Annotated in this window: 14 protein-coding genes; 13 read left to right on the top strand and 1 reads right to left on the bottom strand. The window is 62.4% G+C overall.

The features are described 5' to 3' along the window. Positions 1 to 94 precede the first annotated feature (94 nt). Positions 95 to 955: an efflux RND transporter periplasmic adaptor subunit gene (locus ACFPPB_RS17320; RefSeq protein WP_377329383.1), complete on the bottom strand. Its 861-nt coding sequence runs from the start codon at positions 953 to 955 to the stop codon at positions 95 to 97. 523 nt (positions 956 to 1,478) lie between these two features. Here ACFPPB_RS17320 and ACFPPB_RS17325 point away from each other — a divergent pair. From ACFPPB_RS17325 to ACFPPB_RS17385, 13 genes are all read left to right on the top strand, one after another. After that, entirely contained in the window at positions 1,479 to 2,552 is a 1,074-nt protein-coding gene (locus ACFPPB_RS17325) for a RodZ family helix-turn-helix domain-containing protein (protein WP_377329385.1), read from the top strand. 722 nt (positions 2,553 to 3,274) lie between these two features. Continuing rightward, positions 3,275 to 6,088 (top strand): protein kinase domain-containing protein, encoded by a 2,814-nt coding sequence (locus tag ACFPPB_RS17330; RefSeq protein WP_377329387.1) that lies wholly within the window; start codon positions 3,275 to 3,277, stop codon positions 6,086 to 6,088. 17 nt (positions 6,089 to 6,105) lie between these two features. Then, the gene (locus tag ACFPPB_RS17335; protein ID WP_377329389.1) at positions 6,106 to 6,675 is read left to right on the top strand and encodes an ECF-type sigma factor; all 570 of its coding nucleotides are present in this window, start codon (positions 6,106 to 6,108) and stop codon (positions 6,673 to 6,675) included. 448 nt (positions 6,676 to 7,123) lie between these two features. Beyond that, positions 7,124 to 7,639 (top strand): type VI secretion system contractile sheath small subunit, encoded by a 516-nt coding sequence (gene tssB / locus ACFPPB_RS17340; RefSeq protein ID WP_377329391.1) that lies wholly within the window; start codon positions 7,124 to 7,126, stop codon positions 7,637 to 7,639. A gap of 6 nt (positions 7,640 to 7,645) precedes the next feature. Then, a complete protein-coding gene (tssC, locus tag ACFPPB_RS17345; RefSeq protein ID WP_377329393.1) occupies positions 7,646 to 9,139 on the top strand; it encodes a type VI secretion system contractile sheath large subunit in 1,494 nt (497 codons plus the stop codon). Between the two features lie 227 nt (positions 9,140 to 9,366). Continuing rightward, positions 9,367 to 9,867, top strand: a complete 501-nt coding sequence (locus ACFPPB_RS17350) for an Hcp family type VI secretion system effector (protein WP_377329395.1) — start codon at positions 9,367 to 9,369, stop codon at positions 9,865 to 9,867. A gap of 114 nt (positions 9,868 to 9,981) precedes the next feature. Then, entirely contained in the window at positions 9,982 to 10,779 is a 798-nt protein-coding gene (locus ACFPPB_RS17355; protein WP_377329397.1) for a type VI secretion system accessory protein TagJ, read from the top strand. 16 nt (positions 10,780 to 10,795) lie between these two features. Beyond that, positions 10,796 to 11,299, top strand: coding sequence for a type VI secretion system baseplate subunit TssE (tssE, locus tag ACFPPB_RS17360; RefSeq protein WP_377329399.1), 504 nt, complete (start codon positions 10,796 to 10,798; stop codon positions 11,297 to 11,299). 5 nt (positions 11,300 to 11,304) lie between these two features. Next, positions 11,305 to 13,191 carry a type VI secretion system baseplate subunit TssF gene (gene tssF, locus ACFPPB_RS17365; RefSeq protein WP_377329401.1) on the top strand — a complete coding sequence of 629 codons (1,887 nt, stop codon included), beginning with the start codon at positions 11,305 to 11,307 and terminating at the stop codon, positions 13,189 to 13,191. Then, entirely contained in the window at positions 13,155 to 14,177 is a 1,023-nt protein-coding gene (gene tssG / locus ACFPPB_RS17370) for a type VI secretion system baseplate subunit TssG (protein ID WP_377329403.1), read from the top strand. The genes tssF and tssG overlap by 37 nt, the downstream gene beginning before the upstream one ends. 97 nt (positions 14,178 to 14,274) lie before the next feature. Further along, positions 14,275 to 17,004, top strand: coding sequence for a type VI secretion system ATPase TssH (gene tssH, locus ACFPPB_RS17375; RefSeq protein WP_377329405.1), 2,730 nt, complete (start codon positions 14,275 to 14,277; stop codon positions 17,002 to 17,004). Positions 17,005 to 17,088: 84 nt separating this feature from the next. After that, entirely contained in the window at positions 17,089 to 17,640 is a 552-nt protein-coding gene (locus ACFPPB_RS17380) for an NUDIX domain-containing protein (protein WP_377329407.1), read from the top strand. Positions 17,641 to 17,773: 133 nt separating this feature from the next. Beyond that, positions 17,774 to 18,475 (top strand): hypothetical protein, encoded by a 702-nt coding sequence (locus ACFPPB_RS17385; protein WP_377329409.1) that lies wholly within the window; start codon positions 17,774 to 17,776, stop codon positions 18,473 to 18,475. Positions 18,476 to 18,736: the final 261 nt, after the last annotated feature.

Genomic DNA, 18,736 nt, shown 5'->3' on the forward strand with positions numbered 1-18,736 from the left:
TGTGTGTGAGTTTTTTGCGGTTTTTGTTCGACAATCCGGCCAGTGGCTGGGACGTGGGGCTAAGCCGCCGCCGGCGCCAATATTGGTTTCATGTCTACAAGGATGCTTTGCATTTCACGCCGGACGGCGTGTCTAGCTTGGGATTCGGCAAATCCAGAAAAACTACAAAGGTGCCGCTGGCGGCGTCGATGATGCGATCGATGCTCGATATTTTGGCGGTGTAATGCTTTGCCGGCTGGATCTCGGGCGTCACCGTCATGGTCTTGGCCAAGGATGGTTGCCCGAAGTCTTGCAAGGGCATGACCACCCGCACCCGTAAAGGGTTGAGTTGGGCGAGCTTCAACACGGCATGCTTCGTTGCACCGGGTTCAAATATCTCGCCTGGCCACATCATCTGATCGACGACCACACCCTCGAAGGGGCTGCGTAGGGTCCGCAGACTGAGTTGACTTGCTTGCTGGATGTATTCCAGCCGCGCGACCTCGCGGTTTTCCTTGGCTACCACCAACTCGGCCTGGGCTTGCTTCAGCTCGGCTTCGGCATCATCGCTGTCCTGGGCCGACATCAGCTTTTCCGCAGCCATATCGTGACGACGCGCGAATTTTCGCTGGGAGAACTCGATCTTGCTACGCGCGAGTTGTGCAGGGCCGGCGAGTTGCGATTTGAAGCGCGCGAGGTCAGTCGCGGCCTGTTCGGTACGTGAGTCGAGCGATGCCAGCACCTGATCGCGGGCAATGCGATCGCCGCGCTTGACCAGCACCCGCTCAAGCACGCCCGCCGCTGGAAAGCCAACTTCGACGGTTTGGGCGGGTTCTATCAGACAGTCAAAGGTCGCGGTGGCCTTTGCGATGGAAGGGTTGAGGAGGAGTACCCACCCCATCCCCAATGCCAAGCCTTGAGCTGCATTCCTTCGCGCACGCGCATACCCCAGAAGGGTTCTGGGCTCCAAAGTCATTCCGTTGTCCCCTGATTCTTGAATCCTAACGCGCTGGCATCGAGCCGAACGTCCCCCAGATGACGCTTAAATTATCGGGAGAATCTGTGACAGACAAGGGTAAATTTGTCGAAAGTTTTTACGGCCGCGATATCTACTTACAGCTGCTGCTGATTTTCGCTACCGATAAGGCCTATCGCTGCTGTCTTCGTTTGGATCGAGGCCAGACGATGCATCATCGGTGGCTGTCCAGTGATCCGGTGGCACCGAAATTTCATTGTGATGACCCGGTAGTATGTTTGGTGACGAGTGGCGCTGGAGCAGGTAAACGCCTTCGAGCTGGGGGTACTTATGGGGGGCATATTCTTTTGGATAGCTTGCGCAGCCTTGATTCTATGCGAAATTCGGCTCCCCTCTTGAATTACAAAGCATTGTGAATAGACTTTGAGCTGTACAGCCGGCATGGACTGACGCCCGCTGACGCATTGGAAAGCGAACGACGAATATAGCCAGGATTCACAGGGAAGATTTCAGGGGAATCACAATGAAAAGCTTGTTCTCCATGGTGTGCCTGCTGGCCGCCGTTGGTCCGATGGCGCACGCCAGTACCGTGCATACAGACAAATTGCCACAACCCAAAAACATGGCTTGCCTGCAGGTAAAGCCGGCCCTCTCTTATACGATCGCGCGCGGGTGGCTGCATATTCCGTGGGAGATCGAGCTTGGTCAGGGGAGCTACGTCTCCGAGCGCGAAGACGCCAACGGGGTCTATTACAGGGCACCTGCGGGAGCGATCACCGAGCGACGCACCGACGTCAAGCCGGATTCGAGGGCGGCGCGCGCCACCAGCTTTGAGGGCGGCATCTACGTTCCAGACAACGCTTCGGTCGCACCCACGATCTACGAATACTATGGAAGCGCCTCCTTGGTGGCCCAATCCGCTCCCGGCGATGCCGACTGCTCGAAGCTGGCTTACGCCGTCGATCCGTACACGCGCAAGGTCAGCGTCACGGGGACAGGGCTGGCGATGGGGTTTGGCGCGGGAATGGGCGCAATGACCGGCCGCTTCATCAATCCCCGTGTGCATATGAGCTATGGACAAGCCGCCGGCGCAGGACTCGTCGGCGGCCTTGTCGGCGGCCTCATCGTCGCGGCGATCGAAAAGGGCAAGGTCGGCGAGATCCTGTCGGGACCGGCGCTGGACAGTCAGACCAGCGAAAAAATCAGGATACTCGCCGCGAACAAGGTGATGTTGCGAAAACTCGGCAGCGCCAACGGGACAAGTGTGGCGACCGCCACGCCTGCGCCACCGGCGGTGACATCCGGCGAGACATCCGTTGCCCCTGCGTCACCCGTGCTAACGGCATCGTCTCCGTACGTCGCAACACAAAGTGGCGCGGATGCGAATGTTCAAACAACTGCCGCGCCTCAAGCCATAACTAACACGGTGACTGACGCTGCGCTGACCTCGAAGGCACAGAGCATTGCAGACCAGTTGAGATGCGGAGCAGTGAAGTTCGATGGCGGAGACGGTTTTGTTGCATCTTGCGGCTCGTATGGCGTGTATATCGAATGCGACGCCGGACAGTGTCGACCTCTTCATACCGTCAAGCTTTGAGTCGCGAATGCCGATATCCCCGCTGAGGAACGGGGATGCTGCTGCGCTTGTAGATCTTTGGCCAGTGCGACGTCCGACCGGCCGAACCGCGGCGCGAGCAGCGTCAGAGGCTCAGACTAAACAAGGTCGTAGAGTTGTTGACGCCGGAAATGCTGTTCCATAAGGCATGCGCATGAGGGCAAGACCGACAAGGCTAATGAGCAGACATGGCAAGTAGTTGAAGTTTCCCCGAGCGTGCGCTTCGCTATTTACGTCCTGCCATTCAATGATGCGGATGCATCGGACACAGACAACCCCATAAATGCGGGGTCCTTTGTTTCTTCGAGGGCCGGAGATACCTCATGGCATCCAGCGTTGTCCCGGGCTTTTTGGGTATGGCCTGTCCGTTCATACCCAGGCTGGTCACTTCGGTCGCGATTCGCCGAGCAAGGCATTGTGTGACGCGGGATTCCAGGGCGAGAACACCACGTCTGGCTTCCGATCTTCCGTGCGGCGTACCCCTGGTCACCAGCGGCTGGACATCGATGTAGATGTTCTCGAGTCCCAGCTTGCCCATGCGCCTGAGGATGAGGTCGAGGCAGCGCATGTCCGCGTGAAGCGCCGTGGGATCGAGCCCTGATGGCGAAATCCGTCGAAAATGGATCGGCCCGTTGTGATTGGTAATGAGGCAGCCGTATATTAGTGGACTGGTACTCGAGTGGCACCACTCCGGGGGGAGTCCCATGAACGAAGTGCGCAGACAGCGCTACATGCGCGCCAAGCCGATTGCCCTGGCTGCGATGGAGCTGGAGTCGGCGGCGCGGGAGGGCTATGTCGAGGCTGTCTGCGCCGGTGACCGAAGCCTGCACGATGAGGTCTGCTGGATGCTGCAGGCGGCCGACAGCACCAGCGATTCCCCGCTTCATCTGCTGCTTGCCGGAGACATGGGCGACCAGCCTGGTTCCCTTGTGGAGGGCGCCGGCAACAGCCGCTACCGTATCATTCGCCAGCTTGGCGAGGGCGGCATGGGCGTGGTTTACCAGGCCGAGCGGCTGATCAACGAGGGCACAGCCGACGAGATCCGCCAGCTGGTCGCGCTCAAGTTCATCAATACCGGCAGCCTGCTCACTCCCGGCGTGCTCAAGCGCTTCGCCGAGGAACGGCGCATCCTCGGTTCGCTCAGTCATCCGGGTATCGCCAGCCTCATCGATGGCGGCAGCACCCGCGATGGCCGCCCGTTCCTGGCACTGGAGTACGTCGAAGGCGAGCGCATCGACCAGTGGTGCGATCGCCATGACCTGTCCTTGCGCAAGCGCGTGGTGCTGTTCCTCAAGGTATGCGCTGCGATGCGCCATGCTCACGAACGCATGGTGATCCACCGGGACATCAAGCCCGCGAACATCCTGGTCACTGCCAGTGGCGAGCCCAAGCTGCTCGATTTCGGCATTGCCAGGCTGCACGATCAGGTCGGCGGGGTAGCGGCGGGCGCGCATACCGTGACCATGCAGCGCGCCCTGACCCTGGCCTATGCCAGCCCGGAACAGGTGCGCGGCGAGCCGCTGGGCGCGGGTGCCGACGTATGGTCGCTGGGTGTCGTGCTGTATCAACTGGTATGCGGCGAACGGCCGTTTGGCGAGGGCGACGCGGATTCGCCGCTGGATCTGTCCAACGCCATCGTCACCGGCCGCCTGTTGCCGCCCAGTCGGCGGCATCGGCGGGATCGTGCAGCCTCGCCGGCTTTGCGCCGGGATGTGCCGGCCGATATCGATGCCATAGTCATGAAGGCGCTGCGGCGAGATCCGGCTGATCGTTACGCCAACGTCGCCGAGTTCAGCGCGGATCTGGAGCGCTTCCTGGATCTGCGGCCGGTGCGCGCGCGTCGCGGACACCACTGGTACCGTGTCGCACTTTTTCTGCGCCGGCACCGGCGGGGGCTCGGCATGACTGCGCTGCTCGCGCTGGTGCTGGTCGGATTCGTGGCCGAGCGTGAAAGCCAGCTGCGCAAGCTGGAGCTGGCACGGGACAAGACCCGCGCCATCGCCGGCTTCCTGCAGGACTTGTTCGAGAATGCCGACCCCACCCACGCGGGCGGCAGCCAGGTCACCGTCCGCGACGTGCTGGATCGCGGCGCCGCCCAGCTCGTGAAACGGAGCGATATCTCGCCGCCGGTCCGGGTAAGCCTGTTGCTTTCGATGGCACGCTCCTACAACCAGCTCAGCCTGGGACAGCCCGCCGTAACCCTGCTCAAGGATGCGCAGCGCCTGCAAAGTACCTACCACGCCACGGTGCTGGAGCGCGGTGAGGTGATGGCGGCGCTGGGGCGCGGCTATTCCACCCTGATGGACCTGTCCTCGGCGATCGTGGCCGACGACCAGGCCATTGCGCTGCTTTCGCAGGCGCCGGGCGATCACACGCGGGCGATCCTGCGGGTGCGCATCAACCAGCTCTACAACCATCTCGGCGTACTGGACGTGCCACTGGATGACATCGACCGGCAGATTCGCGGTCTTCTCGGGCAAATGGAGTCCTCCTCCCGGGGCAATCCGGAACTGCATGTGCAGGCGCTCGCCGTGCTGGCCATGACGGAGGGGGCGGAGGGACGGGACGAAGCGGCCATCGTCAGCGCAAGGCGTGCGACCACGGAGGCGGACAAGCTTTACGTTCGCGACGACCCTACCCAAATCTACTATCGTTTCGTGCTGGCGCTGGTGTCGATGCGGCTGCATCCTGACGATGCTCTGGAGGGATTCCGTCAGGCGATCGCCGATTACGACAAATCCGTCAGCACACCCGGCCTCAGTCTCGCGGCACTGCTCGGCTACTTTGGCGGCGCGCTGGCGCAGATGGGACACACCACCGATGCGGTCAGCGCGCTGGAGCGCTCCACCCGGATAGCGGCTCATTATGCCGATGCCTCCCCGGACTTCTATCTCGGCACGCTGAAAGCTCTTGCGCGACAGTATCTGGAGCTGGGGCGCGACGCCGATGCCGTTGCATTGCTGCTGCCTCATCTGGACGAGCTGCGCAAGCGCGCTGCCAGCCGGTCGGTCTGGGCCACCACCAATCTGGCCGGTGCACTCGATACACTCGGCACGGTCGCCCTGGATAACAGTCGGGTTGCACAGGCGGAACAGTATTTCCGCCAGGCGCGTGACAGACTCGATGGCCGTGGCCAGCAAGTGTCGCCGGAGAGCTATGCGGCCAGTCTCGTCGGACTGGGCGAGGCGGCACTGGCGCGTGGCCAGATCAACCAGGCGTCGATCTGGCTGGCGGCCGTGCAGGGCTTCAATGAGCGCAGTCATGCAACAGCGCAGAGCCTCGGCGCGCTGGACGCGGCATGGTTGCAGGCGCGGGTCGCCGTTGCACAAGGCAATTTCAGTCAGGCGACGGGACTGGCTGCCACGGCTGAGGCCATCGCGGCCATGCGCGGGGGTGTCTGCAGCCGCCGGGCGCAGGCGCTGCGTAAACTGGAGTCGATTGCGCGCAGTCACATCTCGTCGACCACGTCACAGCCTGCAGTGGCGTGTCCGGTCAATGTGAGCGTGGCGGCGAACTGAGGTAATGGGAGTGCTGCATGAACGTGCTTGACAAACCGTCCGAGGTGACGCGTCTGCTGCACTCCGCCCAGGCGGGTGACCCGGATGCGATGGCCGAGGCACTGCGCCAGATGTATGCCGCGCTCTATCGACTTGCAGCGGCGCAACTGCGCCAGAACAGCAGCGAGCGCACGCTCAGCGCCACCGCTCTTGTCAATGAGGCCTATCTGAAGGTGTTCGGCGGCAACAGTGCGCCTGCATGGGAGAGTCGGGGCCATCTGCTGGGTGTGGCGGCGCGCGCCATGCGCGAGGTGCTGATCGACGCGGCTCGCCGGCGCCAGGCAGCCAAGCGGCCGCAGCGCTGCGATCGCATGGAACTGTCGGAGATCTCCGGCTCGCTGACGCCTGACGTGGACTATGTCGCCCTGCTCGAATGCCTGGAAGCGCTGGAGCAGATCGATCCGCGTCAGGCGGGCATCGTGTCGATGCGTTTCTTCGTCGGCCTCAATGCCGACCAGATCGGCACGGCCCTGGGCATTTCGCCAGCTACCGTGCAACGCGAGTGGCGAGTGGCGCGCGCCTGGCTGCAGCGCGAGCTGCAGTCCTGAAGGTGAGTCACGCCTCGATTCGAGGCTTGCGCCGTGAGGGCATGACGATCCGCGTCGTCTGATACCGCTCTGATACCGCTACCCGCCTCGATGGTTAGCTGCCGAATCGGGCGGCCGTGCCCTTGTGCCGCATGGATGCTCAATTTCTCATGAATATGAATGTAAGCTGAATCTTTTGACGGCGAGGCTGACCGGATCGTGCGCCGCGCCGCGCACTAACTCATGTAGAGAAGCTTGCCATCCGATCGTCCGGGTTCCGTGCCCGGCGTCGGTGCCATGCATGAAGCGGTCGCTCGCTGCGACCTGATCCATTCCAGCAGTCGAGGGGATTTCATCATTTGACCAACACGGCATCTGCGGCGGGTATCCGCAGCTGGTGAAGATGCGTGTTCACGACGTTCCCGATCCGCCCTCACAACCGGTCGACCCTTTTCAAGGAGACACAGGCATGGCCAAGCAAAGCAGTCAGAAATTCATCGCGAGAAACCGGGCGCCACGCGTTCAGATCGAGTACGACGTCGAGGTCTACGGTGCCCAGAAGACCGTGCAGGTTCCGTTCGTGATGGGCGTGATGTCCGACCTCTCCGGTGCCAACAACGCCGAGTTGCCTGGCGTCGAGGATCGCAAGGCGATGGAAATCGATGTCGACAACTTCGATCAGCGCCTGCAGTCGATGAAGCCGCGTGTCTCGTTCGCGGTGCCGAACACGCTGACGGGCGAAGGCAACCTCAACGTCGACATCACGTTCGAAAGCATGGACGATTTCTCGCCTGCAGCGGTGGCGCGCAAGGTGAGTTCGGTCGCCAAGCTGCTCGAGGCGCGCACCCAGCTGGCCAACCTCGGTACCTACATGGACGGCAAGGCCGGCGCCGAGAAGCTCATCGCGCAGGCGATCAACGATCCGGCGCTACTGCAATCACTGGTGTCGGCGCCCAAGCCCGGCGACAGCAAGGACGGGGAGTAAGCACACATGGCAACCGAAAAACTGGTCGAACAGAGTGGCGCCACCGAAACCCTCGATGCCGGCGATTTCGCCGCCCTGCTGAGCAAGGAGTTCAAGCCCAAGAGCGATCGCGCGAAGGAGGAAGTCGAATCCGCCGTGCGCACGCTCGCCGAGCAGGTGCTCAACAAGTCCGACATCGTCTCCGAGGACGTCACCCAGACCATCAACGCGTATGTGGCGGAGCTCGACCGCAAGATCAGCGAACAACTCAATCAGGTGATGCACCACGAAGATTTCCAGAAGCTGGAAAGCGCGTGGCGCGGCCTGCATCACCTGGTGAACAACACCGAGACGGATCAGCAGCTGAAGATCCGCGTGATGAACATCTCCAAGAAGGAGCTGGGCAAGACGTTGAAGCGCTACAAGGGCACGGCCTGGGATCAGAGCCCGATCTTCAAGAAGATGTACGAAGAGGAATACGGCCAGCTCGGCGGCGAGCCCTACGGCTGCCTGGTCGGGGACTACTACTTCGACCACAGCCCGCCGGACGTGGAAATGCTCGCCGGCATCGCCCAGGTGGCCGCCGCCGCGCATGCGCCGTTCATCGCGGCCGCCAACTCATCGCTGATGGGCATGGAAAGCTGGAACGAGCTGTCCAACCCGCGCGACCTGGCCAAGATATTCTCGACGCCCGACTACGCCGCATGGCGCTCGCTGCGCGAGTCCGATGACGCCAAGTACCTCGCGCTGGCGATGCCGCGCACGCTGGCCCGCCTGCCGTACGGTTCGGCCACCGATCCGGTGGAGGAGTTCAACTTCGAGGAGGATACCTCCGGCGCCGACTCGTCCAAGTACACCTGGCAGAACGCGGCCTACTCGATGGCGGTGAACATCAATCGCTCGTTCAAGGCCTACGGCTGGTGCTCGCGCATTCGCGGCATCGAGTCGGGCGGCGCGGTGGAAGGCCTGCCCACGCACACCTTCCCCAGCGACGATGGCGGCGTCGACATGAAGTGCCCTACCGAGATCGCCATCACCGACCGCCGCTCGGCGGAGCTGGACAAGATGGGCCTGATCCCGCTGGTGCACCGCAAGAACTCCGACATGGCTGCGTTCATCAGCGCACAGTCGCTGGCCAAGCCGGAGGAGTATGACAACCCCGACGCCACCGCCAACGCCGCGCTGAGCTGCCGCCTGCCGTATCTGTTCGCGGCCAGCCGCTTCGCGCACTATCTGAAGTGCATCGTGCGCGACAAGATCGGCTCATTCAGCAGCCGCGACCAGATGCAGAGCTGGCTCACCAACTGGGTGATGAAGTACGTCGACGGCGATCCGGCCAACTCCAGCGAGGAGACCAAGGCGCGCAAGCCGCTGTCGGCCGCCGAGGTGGTGGTGGAAGAAGTGGAGGGCGCACCGGGCTATTACACCTCCAAGTTCTATCTCAGGCCGCACTATCAGCTTGAGGGACTCACGGTGTCGCTGCGTCTGGTCTCGCGGCTGCCGTCGGCAGCGAAGGCCTGAGTCCGAAGCGGATCCGGAACGTTGCGGATCGTCCGCGACCGCCTGGATCCGTCGCGATGGGATGGTGGAGGCAGGGATGCGATACGGAAGGCTCGCATTCCGGGTAAAGCGTCGGGCGTCAGCGACCGGCGATGTCCCGATGAAGTCATGCAGTACCAGCAGATCGACCGGCGCGGGTCGTCCCCGGACGCCGGCAACAATCATCAGGTGAGTTAAGGAGAGGTTCCATGGCATTCGACATGCATATCAAGTTCGGCTCGGGCAAGGTCAAGATCGAGGGTTCCTCGAAGCACAAGAAGCACACCGGCGAGGTGCCGATTCTCGCGTGGTCGTGGGGCGCCAGCAACAGTGGCGACCTGCATGGCGGTTCCGGCGCGAGCGGCGGCAAGGCTCACGTGCAGGACATTTCGATCACCAAGTACGTCGACAGCTGCTCCAACGCGCTGCTGGACGCGGTCTGCACGGGTGGCCGCATCGACACCGCCTGGCTGTACGTAACCAACGCGACCGGCGAGCAGACGGACTTCCTCACGCTGGAGCTGAGCGAAGGCATCCTGGTCACCTCGTACTCCACCGGGGGCAGCGGTGGCGAGGATCGCCTCACCGAGAACGTCACCTTGCACTTCGGCAAGTTCAAGTATTCGTTCCAGCCGCAGGACGACAAGGGTGCGGCGCAGGGTGGCGCGAAGGAATTCAGCTACGACATCCAGGCCGTCGCCAAAGCCTGAGCAAGCCGATCCAGGCACGCGTCATTCCGGTTCGCGCCGGAGTGACGACGTGTTTCCGTCCTGCCCAAGGGCATGGCGCCTGACCTCGCTGTTTCCGTCATCAAAGGCCTGCGCGTGGATATCACTCCCGAAAACCTGCTCAAGGAAGGTCGCCTGGACGAGGCGATGCAGGGTCTGACGGCACAGATTCGTTCCCATCCGGCGGATGCGAAACGCCGGGTATTCGTGTTCCAGCTGCTCTCCCTGCTCGGGCAGTGGGAGCGGGCGCAGAACCAGCTGAAAGTGGCCGGTGAACTCGACCCCTTGAATGCGCTGATGGTGGGCGCGTACGCAGTTGCCCTGGCCGGCGAGCGCGAGCGTATCGACGTGCTGGACGGCCAGCGCGCACCGCTGGTGATCGGCGAGCCCGCGCAGTGGATGGCCCTGCTTCTGCAGGCGCTCAAGCTCAACAGCGAGGGTCGGCACAACGCCGCCGCCGCGCTGCGCGCACAGGCGTTCGATCAGGCCGAGCCGGTAAGCGGCAGCATCGATGGCGTACCGTTCGAGTGGATCGCCGATGCCGATCCTCGCTTTGGTCCGTGTCTGGAAATCATCACCAAGGGCGGCTACGCCTGGGTACCGTTCTCGCGCATCCGCGAACTGACTTTCGAGGCTCCGACCGACCTGCGCGACAAGGTCTGGGCTCCCGTGCAGATCACCTGGTCCAACGGTGGCCAGGCCATCGGATTCGTGCCGTGCCGTTACCCTGGTGCGGAGCGCTCCGATGACAGCGAGATCGTGCTGGCGCGCAAGACCGGCTGGACCGATCTGGGCGACGACTTCTACGTCGGTTCGGGTCAGCGGATGCTGGCTACCGACGCGGGCGAGTATCCCTTGCTGGACGTCCGCGCCATCACCTTCGACGTCGGCTGAGCGGGCAGGGCGCCTCATGGCTGAGCTCACCACCCAGGAACGGCTGCAGCCCTCGCTGCTCGACCGCCTCACCGACGACGAACCGGGCAAGCGCGACGAGAGCCGCGAGAAGCGGGTGATCTCGGCCAGCCGACTGCGTGAATGCGTCACACGCGACATGTCCTGGCTGCTCAACTGCGTGAACCTCGGCAACGACAAGGAACTCGCCGACTACCCGGAAGTAGCGCGCTCGGTGCTCAACTTCGGCATCCCCGACCTCACCGGCATGGCGCTCTCGGGCATGGATGCCAGCGTGCTGCAGCGGCAGATCCGCGACGCCATCGTGGCGTTCGAGCCGCGCCTCACGGCGAGCACGCTGCGCGTGACCGTCAACGCGAATACCGGGCGCATGGATCACCAGTCGCTGATGTTCAACATCGAATCGGAAATGTGGGCACAACCGATTCCGCTGAATCTCTATCTGAAGACCGAAGTGGATCTGGAAACAGGCGCCTTCCACGTGACCGAAGGGTTTGGTTGATCGCCATGGATCCGCGCCTGCTCCGTTACTACAACCGCGAATTGCAGCACGTCCGCGAAATGGGCGGCGAGTTTGCGCGCGAGTACCCGAAGATCGCCGGACGCCTCGGCCTCGAGGGCTTCGAGTGCGCCGATCCGTATGTGGAGCGGCTGCTGGAAGGTTTCGCCTTCCTCGCCGCGCGCGTGCAGCTCAAGCTCGACGCGCAGTACCCGGTATTCACCCAGCACCTGCTGGAGATGGTCTACCCCCATTACCTCGCCCCGGTGCCCTCGATGGCCGTGGTGCAGCTGCAACCCGATCCGAAGGAGGCCGCGCTCGTCACCGGACACACGGTCGCGCGGCACGCCGCATTGCGCAGCCAGACCGGCCACGATGATCGCACGGCGTGCGAGTACCGCACCGCGCACGATGTCACGCTGTGGCCGCTGGAGCTGACCGAGGCGAAGTACTTCGAGACGCCCGCCGCCCTGGCCGCCGCCGGCGTGCCGTTGCCGACGGGCAAGACTGTACGCGCCGGACTGCGGCTCAAGTTCAGGGTCACCGCCGGCGCGCCGGCCAACGCGCTGGCCATGGATCAGTTGCCGATCTTCATCGCGGGCGCCGACGAGTTGCCCAAACGCCTGTACGAGCAGTTGCTTGGCAACGCGGTGGCGTATGTGGTGCGTGCGCCCTGTGCCGCGGACGGCATGGTCAGCGAAACCTATGATGCAAGCGCGATCCACGCCAAGGGCTTCGACGACGGCGAGGCGCTGATTCCCTACACGGCGCGTTCGTTCAGCGGCTATCGCCTGCTGCAGGAATACTTCGCCTGCCCCGAACGTTTCCTGTTCGCCGTGTTCACCGGCCTGCGCCCGGTGCTGGCGCGCTCGCAAGGCAGCGAGTTCGAGATCGACGTACTGTTCGATCGCAGCGTGGCGCGCCTGCACAACGCGGTGGATGCAGGCAATTTCCGGCTTTTCTGCACGCCGGCGATCAACCTGTTTCCGCGCCGCGCCGATCGCATCCACCTGCAGCAGGGCAAGACCGAATACCACGTGCTTGCCGACCGCACGCGCCCGATGGATTTCGAGATCCATTCGATCAGCCAGGTCGATGGCTTCGGCGACCGGCAGGAACCCGAGTTGCGCTTCCAGCCGTTCTACGGTTGCGACGAGCGTACCTGGCACAGCGGCGCGGCAGCGTTCTACACGGTGCGGCGCGAGCCCCGTCTGCTGTCGTCGCGGCAGAAGCTGCACGGCGCGCGCTCCAGCTACATCGGCAACGAGATGTTCATCGCCCTGGTCGATGCAAGCGATGCGCCGTATTCCACCTCGCTGCGCCAGATCGGCATGCAGCTGTTGTGCACCAACCGCGACCTGCCGTTGACCATGCCGGTGGGGAAATCGCACACCGACTTCACCATGGATGCCGGCGCGCCGGTGCAGGCGATCCGCTGTGTGGCCGGTCCGACCAAGCCACGCGCACCCACGGCGACGGGCGAGACCGCCTGGCGCCTGCTCAGCCACCTGCAGCTCAACTACGCCTCGCTGCTGGGCGACGGCAACGAGCAGGGGGCGTCGGCGTTGCGCGAGATGCTTACGCTGTATTGCGACGAGTTCGACTCCGGCGCGCGACGACAGGTCGAGGGCGTGAAGTCGGTTCATTCCGCGCCGATCGTGCGACGCATTCCGCTGCCTGGACCGATCAGTTTCGGTCGTGGGCTGGAGATCACGCTCACCTGTGATGACGGTGCATTTGAAGGTACCGGCGCCTTCCTGCTGGGCTCGGTGATGCAGCACTTCTTCGCGCGCTACGTCTCGGTGAATTCGTTCACCGAAACCGTGCTGCGCACTCTGGAACGCAACGAGGTGGCCCGATGGCCCGCGCGACCCGGCAAGCGCCAGACCCTGTAGCGCTCGAGTCGGCGCTGCACGAGCACCCGGAGAGCTTCGAATTTTTCGATGCGATCCGGCGCATCGAGTGCGCCTATCCCGATCGTCCGCGCATGGGCGAATCGACCAAACCCGTCGAAGATCCGGTGCGTCTGTGCCAGACGCCTTCGCTGGCGTTCGCGCCGCGCATGGTCGACCGCTTCGAGAAGTCGCATGAGGGCCGGCCGCCGCGCATGCACGGCCTGTTCTTCGGCTTGTTCGGGCCCAATGCCGCGTTGCCGCTGCACCTGACCGAATACGCGCTCGATCGACGGATCAACGCGCGCGACGACACGTTCACGGCGTTCGCCGACATCTTCCATCACCGCATGATGGGCCTGTTCTATCGGGCCTGGGCCGACGCACAGCCCACCGTGCAATACGATCGGCCGGAGCAGGACCGCTTCGGTCTCTACGTCGGTGCACTGGTGGGCCTGGCCACGCCGCATCTGGGCGATCGCGACGCCATGCCGGATCGCTTCAAGCGCTTTTTCGCGGGCCGTCTGCTGCAGCAGGCCCGCAATGCGGAAGGGCTGGCGACGCTGCTGCAGGATTTCTTCCGCGTCACGGTGCGCGTGATCGAATTCGTCGGGGAGTGGATGCGCCTGCCCGAACCGTCGTATCTGCGGCTGGGTGCCTCGAGCGAAGTGGCGAGCCTCGGCCTCACCGCGGTCACGGGCCAATACGTGTGGGGCACGCAGCAGCGCTTTCGCCTGCGGCTCGGACCGCTCACGGGCGCCGAGTTCAACCATTTCCTGCCCGGCGGCGAGGCATTGCAACAACTGGCCGCGGCGGTGAAAGGCTACGTGGGCGAAGAGAAGTCCTGGGACGTGCAACTGGTGCTCAAGCGCCAAGAAGTGCCGGCCCTGCAACTGGGTCGGACCGGCCGCATGGGCCTCACCAGCTGGCTGGGCCGACTGCAGCAGTCGACCGACGCCGATCACGTCGTACTCAAGCCGGTGCATTGAGCGCATGCGCAACGTACCGTGCCGCCGCCAACCGAACATCACCGTGCGCACGGCGTGCGCGCGATCAACCAGCTAACTGTTCGAGGATTCAAGCATCATGGCCGATATCAGTCGCATCGCCCTGTTTGGCAAGCTCAACAAGCTTGCGTACCGCGGCATCGAAAGCGCCACCGTGTTCTGCAAGCTGCGGGGAAACCCGTACGTCGAGCTGGTGCACTGGGTTCACCAGATCTTGCAGCTGCAGGACTCGGATCTGCATCGCATCATCAAGCAGTTCAACCTCAACCCGTCCAACCTGGTGCGCGACGTGACCGACGCGCTTGACCGCCTGCCGCGTGGTTCCACCAGCATCTCGGACATCTCCGGCAACGTGGAGGAAGCCGTCGAGCGCGGCTGGGTGTTCGCCACGCTGATGTTCGGCGAGGCGCAGGTGCGCACCGGTTACCTCATCGTGGGCGTAGTGCAGACCCGCAGCCTGCGCAACGCGCTCACCGGGATCTCGAAGGAGTTCGAGAAGATCAAGCCCGAGACTCTCACCGAAAAATTCCGCGAGGTGGTCGAAGGCTCGCCCGAAGACAACCAGAGCGCGTCGGACGGTTTCAGGATGGGCGGCGCGGCGCCGGGCGAAGCCAGCGGCGCGATGGGGCCCGCGCAGATGGGCAAGCAGGAAGCGCTCAAGCAGTTCACCGTCGACCTCACCGAGCAGGCGCGCAGCGGAAAAATGGATCCGATCGTGGGCCGCGACGACGAGATCCGCCAGCTGGTGGACATCCTCATGCGCCGCCGCCAGAACAACCCGATGCTGGTGGGCGAGGCGGGGGTGGGCAAGACCGCGGTGATCGAAGGCTTCGCCATGCGCATCGCGATCGGCGACGTGCCACCGCCACTGAAGGACGTGCAGTTGCGCGTGCTCGACGTGGGCCTGCTGCAGGCCGGTGCCAGCATGAAGGGCGAGTTCGAGAATCGCCTGAAGCAGGTGATCGAGGAAGTTCAGTCCTCGACCAAGCCGATCATCCTGTTCATTGACGAGGCGCATACCCTGGTCGGTGCCGGCGGCGCCGCCGGTACCGGCGATGCGGCCAACCTGCTCAAGCCTGCCTTGGCGCGCGGCAACCTGCGCACCATCGGCGCCACCACCTGGGCCGAATACAAGAAGCACATCGAGAAGGACCCGGCACTGACCCGCCGTTTCCAGACCGTGCAGATCGACGAGCCCAGCGAGGAGAAGGCGATCCTGATGATGCGCGGCGTCGCCAGCGTGATGGAGAAGCACCACAAGGTGCAGATTCTCGACGAGGCGCTGGAGGCTGCGGTCAAGCTGTCGCATCGCTACATCCCCGCGAGGCAGCTGCCGGACAAGTCCGTCAGCCTGCTCGACACCGCCTGCGCGCGCGTGGCGATCAGCCAGCACGCGGTACCGGCGGAAGTGGATGACACTCGCAAACGTATCCAGGCGCTGGAGACTGAGCTGGGCATCATCAGTCGAGAAAAGAACGTCGGTGTTGATGTGGCCATTCGCGAAGCCGCCGCCGCCGAAAAGCTGGCGACACAAAAGGCGCGCCTGGAAACGCTGGAGGCGAACTGGACTACCGAGAAGGATCTGGTCGAGAAGATTCTCGCGATCCGCGCCCAACTGCGTGGCACGGCGGCGCCGGTGGAAGGTACCGGCAGCAGGCTGGAGGAGTCAGCGAACAAGGAGGCCGCCGCGGAAGGTGTTGCAGCGCTCGATGGCAGCGCACGCACCTCGGCGCTGGAGGAATTGAAAGGCTTGCAGACTAAATTGGCCGATCTGCAGGGGGAGCACCCGTTGATCCTGGCCTCGGTGGACCAGCAGGCCGTTGGCTCGGTGGTGTCGGACTGGACCGGCATTCCGGTCGGCCGCATGGTCAAGAGCGAAGTCGAGACCGTGATGAACCTGGCCAAGCTGATGGGTGCGCGGGTCATCGGCCAGGACCATGCGATGGAGATGATCGCCAAGCGTATCCAGACCTCGCGCGCCGGCCTGGTCGATCCGAACAAGCCGATCGGCGTCTTCATGCTCGCCGGCACTTCCGGCGTAGGCAAGACCGAAACCGCACTGGCGCTGGCTGAAGCGCTCTACGGTGGCGAGCAGAACATCATCACCATCAACATGAGCGAGTTCCAGGAGGCGCACACTGTCTCCACGCTCAAGGGCGCGCCCCCCGGTTACGTCGGCTACGGCGAAGGCGGCGTGCTGACCGAGGCCGTGCGCCGCAAACCGTATTCGGTGGTGCTGCTGGACGAGGTCGAGAAGGCGCATCCGGACGTGCACGAGATCTTCTTCCAGGTGTTCGACAAGGGCGTGATGGAAGACGGTGAAGGTCGTTCGATCGACTTCAAGAACACCCTGATTCTGCTGACCACCAATGCCGGCACCGAGATGATCGCTGGCCTGTGCAAGGACCCGGAACTGATGCCCGATCACGAGGGCATGGCCAAGGCCCTGCGCGAGCCGTTGCTGAAGATTTTCCCGCCGGCACTGCTGGGTCGGCTGGTCACCATTCCGTACTACCCGCTCAGTCCCGAGATGCTGGGCAAGATCGTCAAGCTGCAGATCAACCGCATCAAGAAGCGCGTCGAAGCCCGCTACAAGATCCCGTTCGAGTACAGCGAAGATGTGGTGAAGCTGGTGGTCGAACGTTGCACCGAGACGGAGTCCGGTGGGCGCATGATCGATGCGATCCTGACCAACTCGATGTTGCCGGACATTTCGCGCGCCTTCCTCACCAAGATGATGGAGGGTGAGCAGATTGCGCGGGTGCAGGTGGGGGTGACGGGTGGGGAGTTTTCGTATGGGTTTGGGTGAGGTAAGCGGGTCGAGGGGTGAGCCTAACCCTTTTTGTCTGACCCCATTTCCAGGTGGAAATGGACGGTTTTCTGGAGACTTGAGATGGCACAGGCGTATCTGGCACTTCACGCAACAAGCCGGTTTCTCATCGTCAAGAAAAGGTTCTCGAACCAATGGTGGGATGGAGCAATCGCGGGGGCGGCGGTTGTGAATCAGGCTGGTCAATACGCGTTTCCTGGAGGCAGGATGAACCCGGGCGAAACCGCGATTGAAGCTGCACTTCGAGAATTTTATGAAGAAAGTGGATTCGCAATATCGAACGCGAAGACAAGTGACATTGGCGTAGTAATACAGAACGCAAATTACTCGTTGGTCCAGTGCGACATTTCAGATCAGTACCTTGGGCAGATTGAGGTGGCAGTACGGGCCAATATTCAGCCAAGCGGCGTGAATCCAGCGAGACCGAGCGGAGCGCAAGTAAAGGATTGGGAGTTCGGGGAATGCATGGTGGTTACCGCCCCTCAGCTTGCCATATATCTTGGCGCACCACGGTCTATACCGACTGCACACAATGCTGCCGTATCAGCGAGGCCCGCCCATACCCAGAGTGTCGATTGGTACGGAGTAATGGCGAACGAGCTTCTCGACTTTTGATTTCAAGTTCAAAAAGCGAGCCGGGTTCATTAGTCTCACCCTTTTACGTGCGAGTCGAACTTACTTTGATAAACGAGCCTGGCCCCTTATTTTAGCCTTCGCAATTCCGATTGCCGTATGTTAGGGGAGCGTCATGACGTACAGTCTGGAGGAGTTTGTCGATAGAAATATTGATAAGCGCGTGGTCATTATGGGCGAGTGGCATCAGTACATCGGAGATGCAGCGGTCGTAGCGTCTTTGGTCAATGCCTTCATCGCGAAGGGAAAGCGCCTTGAGTTCTTCATGGAGCATTTTCCGGGGAGCGGTGCGATGAGGATCGCGCTTAACAATGCCATCGCCGGGAATAGCTGGCATTCCGTCAAGATTTTCTTGGATACCGCTATTGATACACAGGGTAAAGGTATGCGCTCACCGATGAATGCGTGGGAGCACGCGGATGGCAGGACAAAGCTTGAAATGATATTGCGGCTTGCCCAGCTAAAAGGTTTGTCCGTATTCGGCCATGACCTTCCTTATGATGATCAAGTGACGTATCTGACGGACAAGAAATACGGTGCGAGCTTTGAGGAACGTGAAAAAAAACAAATGAAAGCTCGCGACATACGCATGCATCTACAGTATCTTTCTAAACTCAATAACGACAATAACGTTGATACCATATTTGCCTTCGTTGGCGAGCAGCATGCGTATCCGCAACTGTTCTTGACGAAGCAGTACCATCCATGTGTTGCGTTGATTCCGCACAAGTCTTCTTCAGTAACTGCAGGGAGGCCTATTGTCTCCACACTTGTGTCGTTCGCGGAAGTAAGGCCAGACTTCTACCAATTTTGTTAAATGGCATGATTCAATAAGAAGTGATCAGAGTGCATCTTAGATGATTACCGCGCGTCACTTGGCGATGATCGTTTTATTGGACCTGATTAGCGTCGAACCTCAGTTGCAAGTCGCATGATGTGCGACGGCAGCGAGGGATGCTGAAGCCATGTTCTCGACGGGAGTGTGAGTCATGGCGATGAATAGGGTGCAGTTTCAGAAAGGTCTGTCGATGGTCCACTTCCACGCGCAGTACGGCACCGAAGCGAAGTGCCACCGGGC

The sequence above is a fragment of the Rhodanobacter terrae genome (genome assembly GCF_042657005.1).
In the GTDB taxonomy this organism is placed as follows: domain Bacteria; phylum Pseudomonadota; class Gammaproteobacteria; order Xanthomonadales; family Rhodanobacteraceae; genus Rhodanobacter; species Rhodanobacter terrae.

What these genes read in the sequence shown, in the direction of transcription:
- ACFPPB_RS17320 (WP_377329383.1), bottom strand. Translation starts at nt 955, where the DNA reads ATGACTTTGGAGCCCAGAACCCTTCTGGGGTATGCGCGTGCGCGAAGG.
- ACFPPB_RS17325 (WP_377329385.1), top strand. Translation starts at nt 1,479, where the DNA reads ATGAAAAGCTTGTTCTCCATGGTGTGCCTGCTGGCCGCCGTTGGTCCG.
- ACFPPB_RS17330 (WP_377329387.1), top strand. Translation starts at nt 3,275, where the DNA reads ATGAACGAAGTGCGCAGACAGCGCTACATGCGCGCCAAGCCGATTGCC.
- ACFPPB_RS17335 (WP_377329389.1), top strand. Translation starts at nt 6,106, where the DNA reads ATGAACGTGCTTGACAAACCGTCCGAGGTGACGCGTCTGCTGCACTCC.
- tssB (WP_377329391.1), top strand. Translation starts at nt 7,124, where the DNA reads ATGGCCAAGCAAAGCAGTCAGAAATTCATCGCGAGAAACCGGGCGCCA.
- tssC (WP_377329393.1), top strand. Translation starts at nt 7,646, where the DNA reads ATGGCAACCGAAAAACTGGTCGAACAGAGTGGCGCCACCGAAACCCTC.
- ACFPPB_RS17350 (WP_377329395.1), top strand. Translation starts at nt 9,367, where the DNA reads ATGGCATTCGACATGCATATCAAGTTCGGCTCGGGCAAGGTCAAGATC.
- tssE (WP_377329399.1), top strand. Translation starts at nt 10,796, where the DNA reads ATGGCTGAGCTCACCACCCAGGAACGGCTGCAGCCCTCGCTGCTCGAC.
- tssF (WP_377329401.1), top strand. Translation starts at nt 11,305, where the DNA reads ATGGATCCGCGCCTGCTCCGTTACTACAACCGCGAATTGCAGCACGTC.
- tssG (WP_377329403.1), top strand. Translation starts at nt 13,155, where the DNA reads ATGGCCCGCGCGACCCGGCAAGCGCCAGACCCTGTAGCGCTCGAGTCG.
- tssH (WP_377329405.1), top strand. Translation starts at nt 14,275, where the DNA reads ATGGCCGATATCAGTCGCATCGCCCTGTTTGGCAAGCTCAACAAGCTT.
- ACFPPB_RS17380 (WP_377329407.1), top strand. Translation starts at nt 17,089, where the DNA reads ATGGCACAGGCGTATCTGGCACTTCACGCAACAAGCCGGTTTCTCATC.
- ACFPPB_RS17385 (WP_377329409.1), top strand. Translation starts at nt 17,774, where the DNA reads ATGACGTACAGTCTGGAGGAGTTTGTCGATAGAAATATTGATAAGCGC.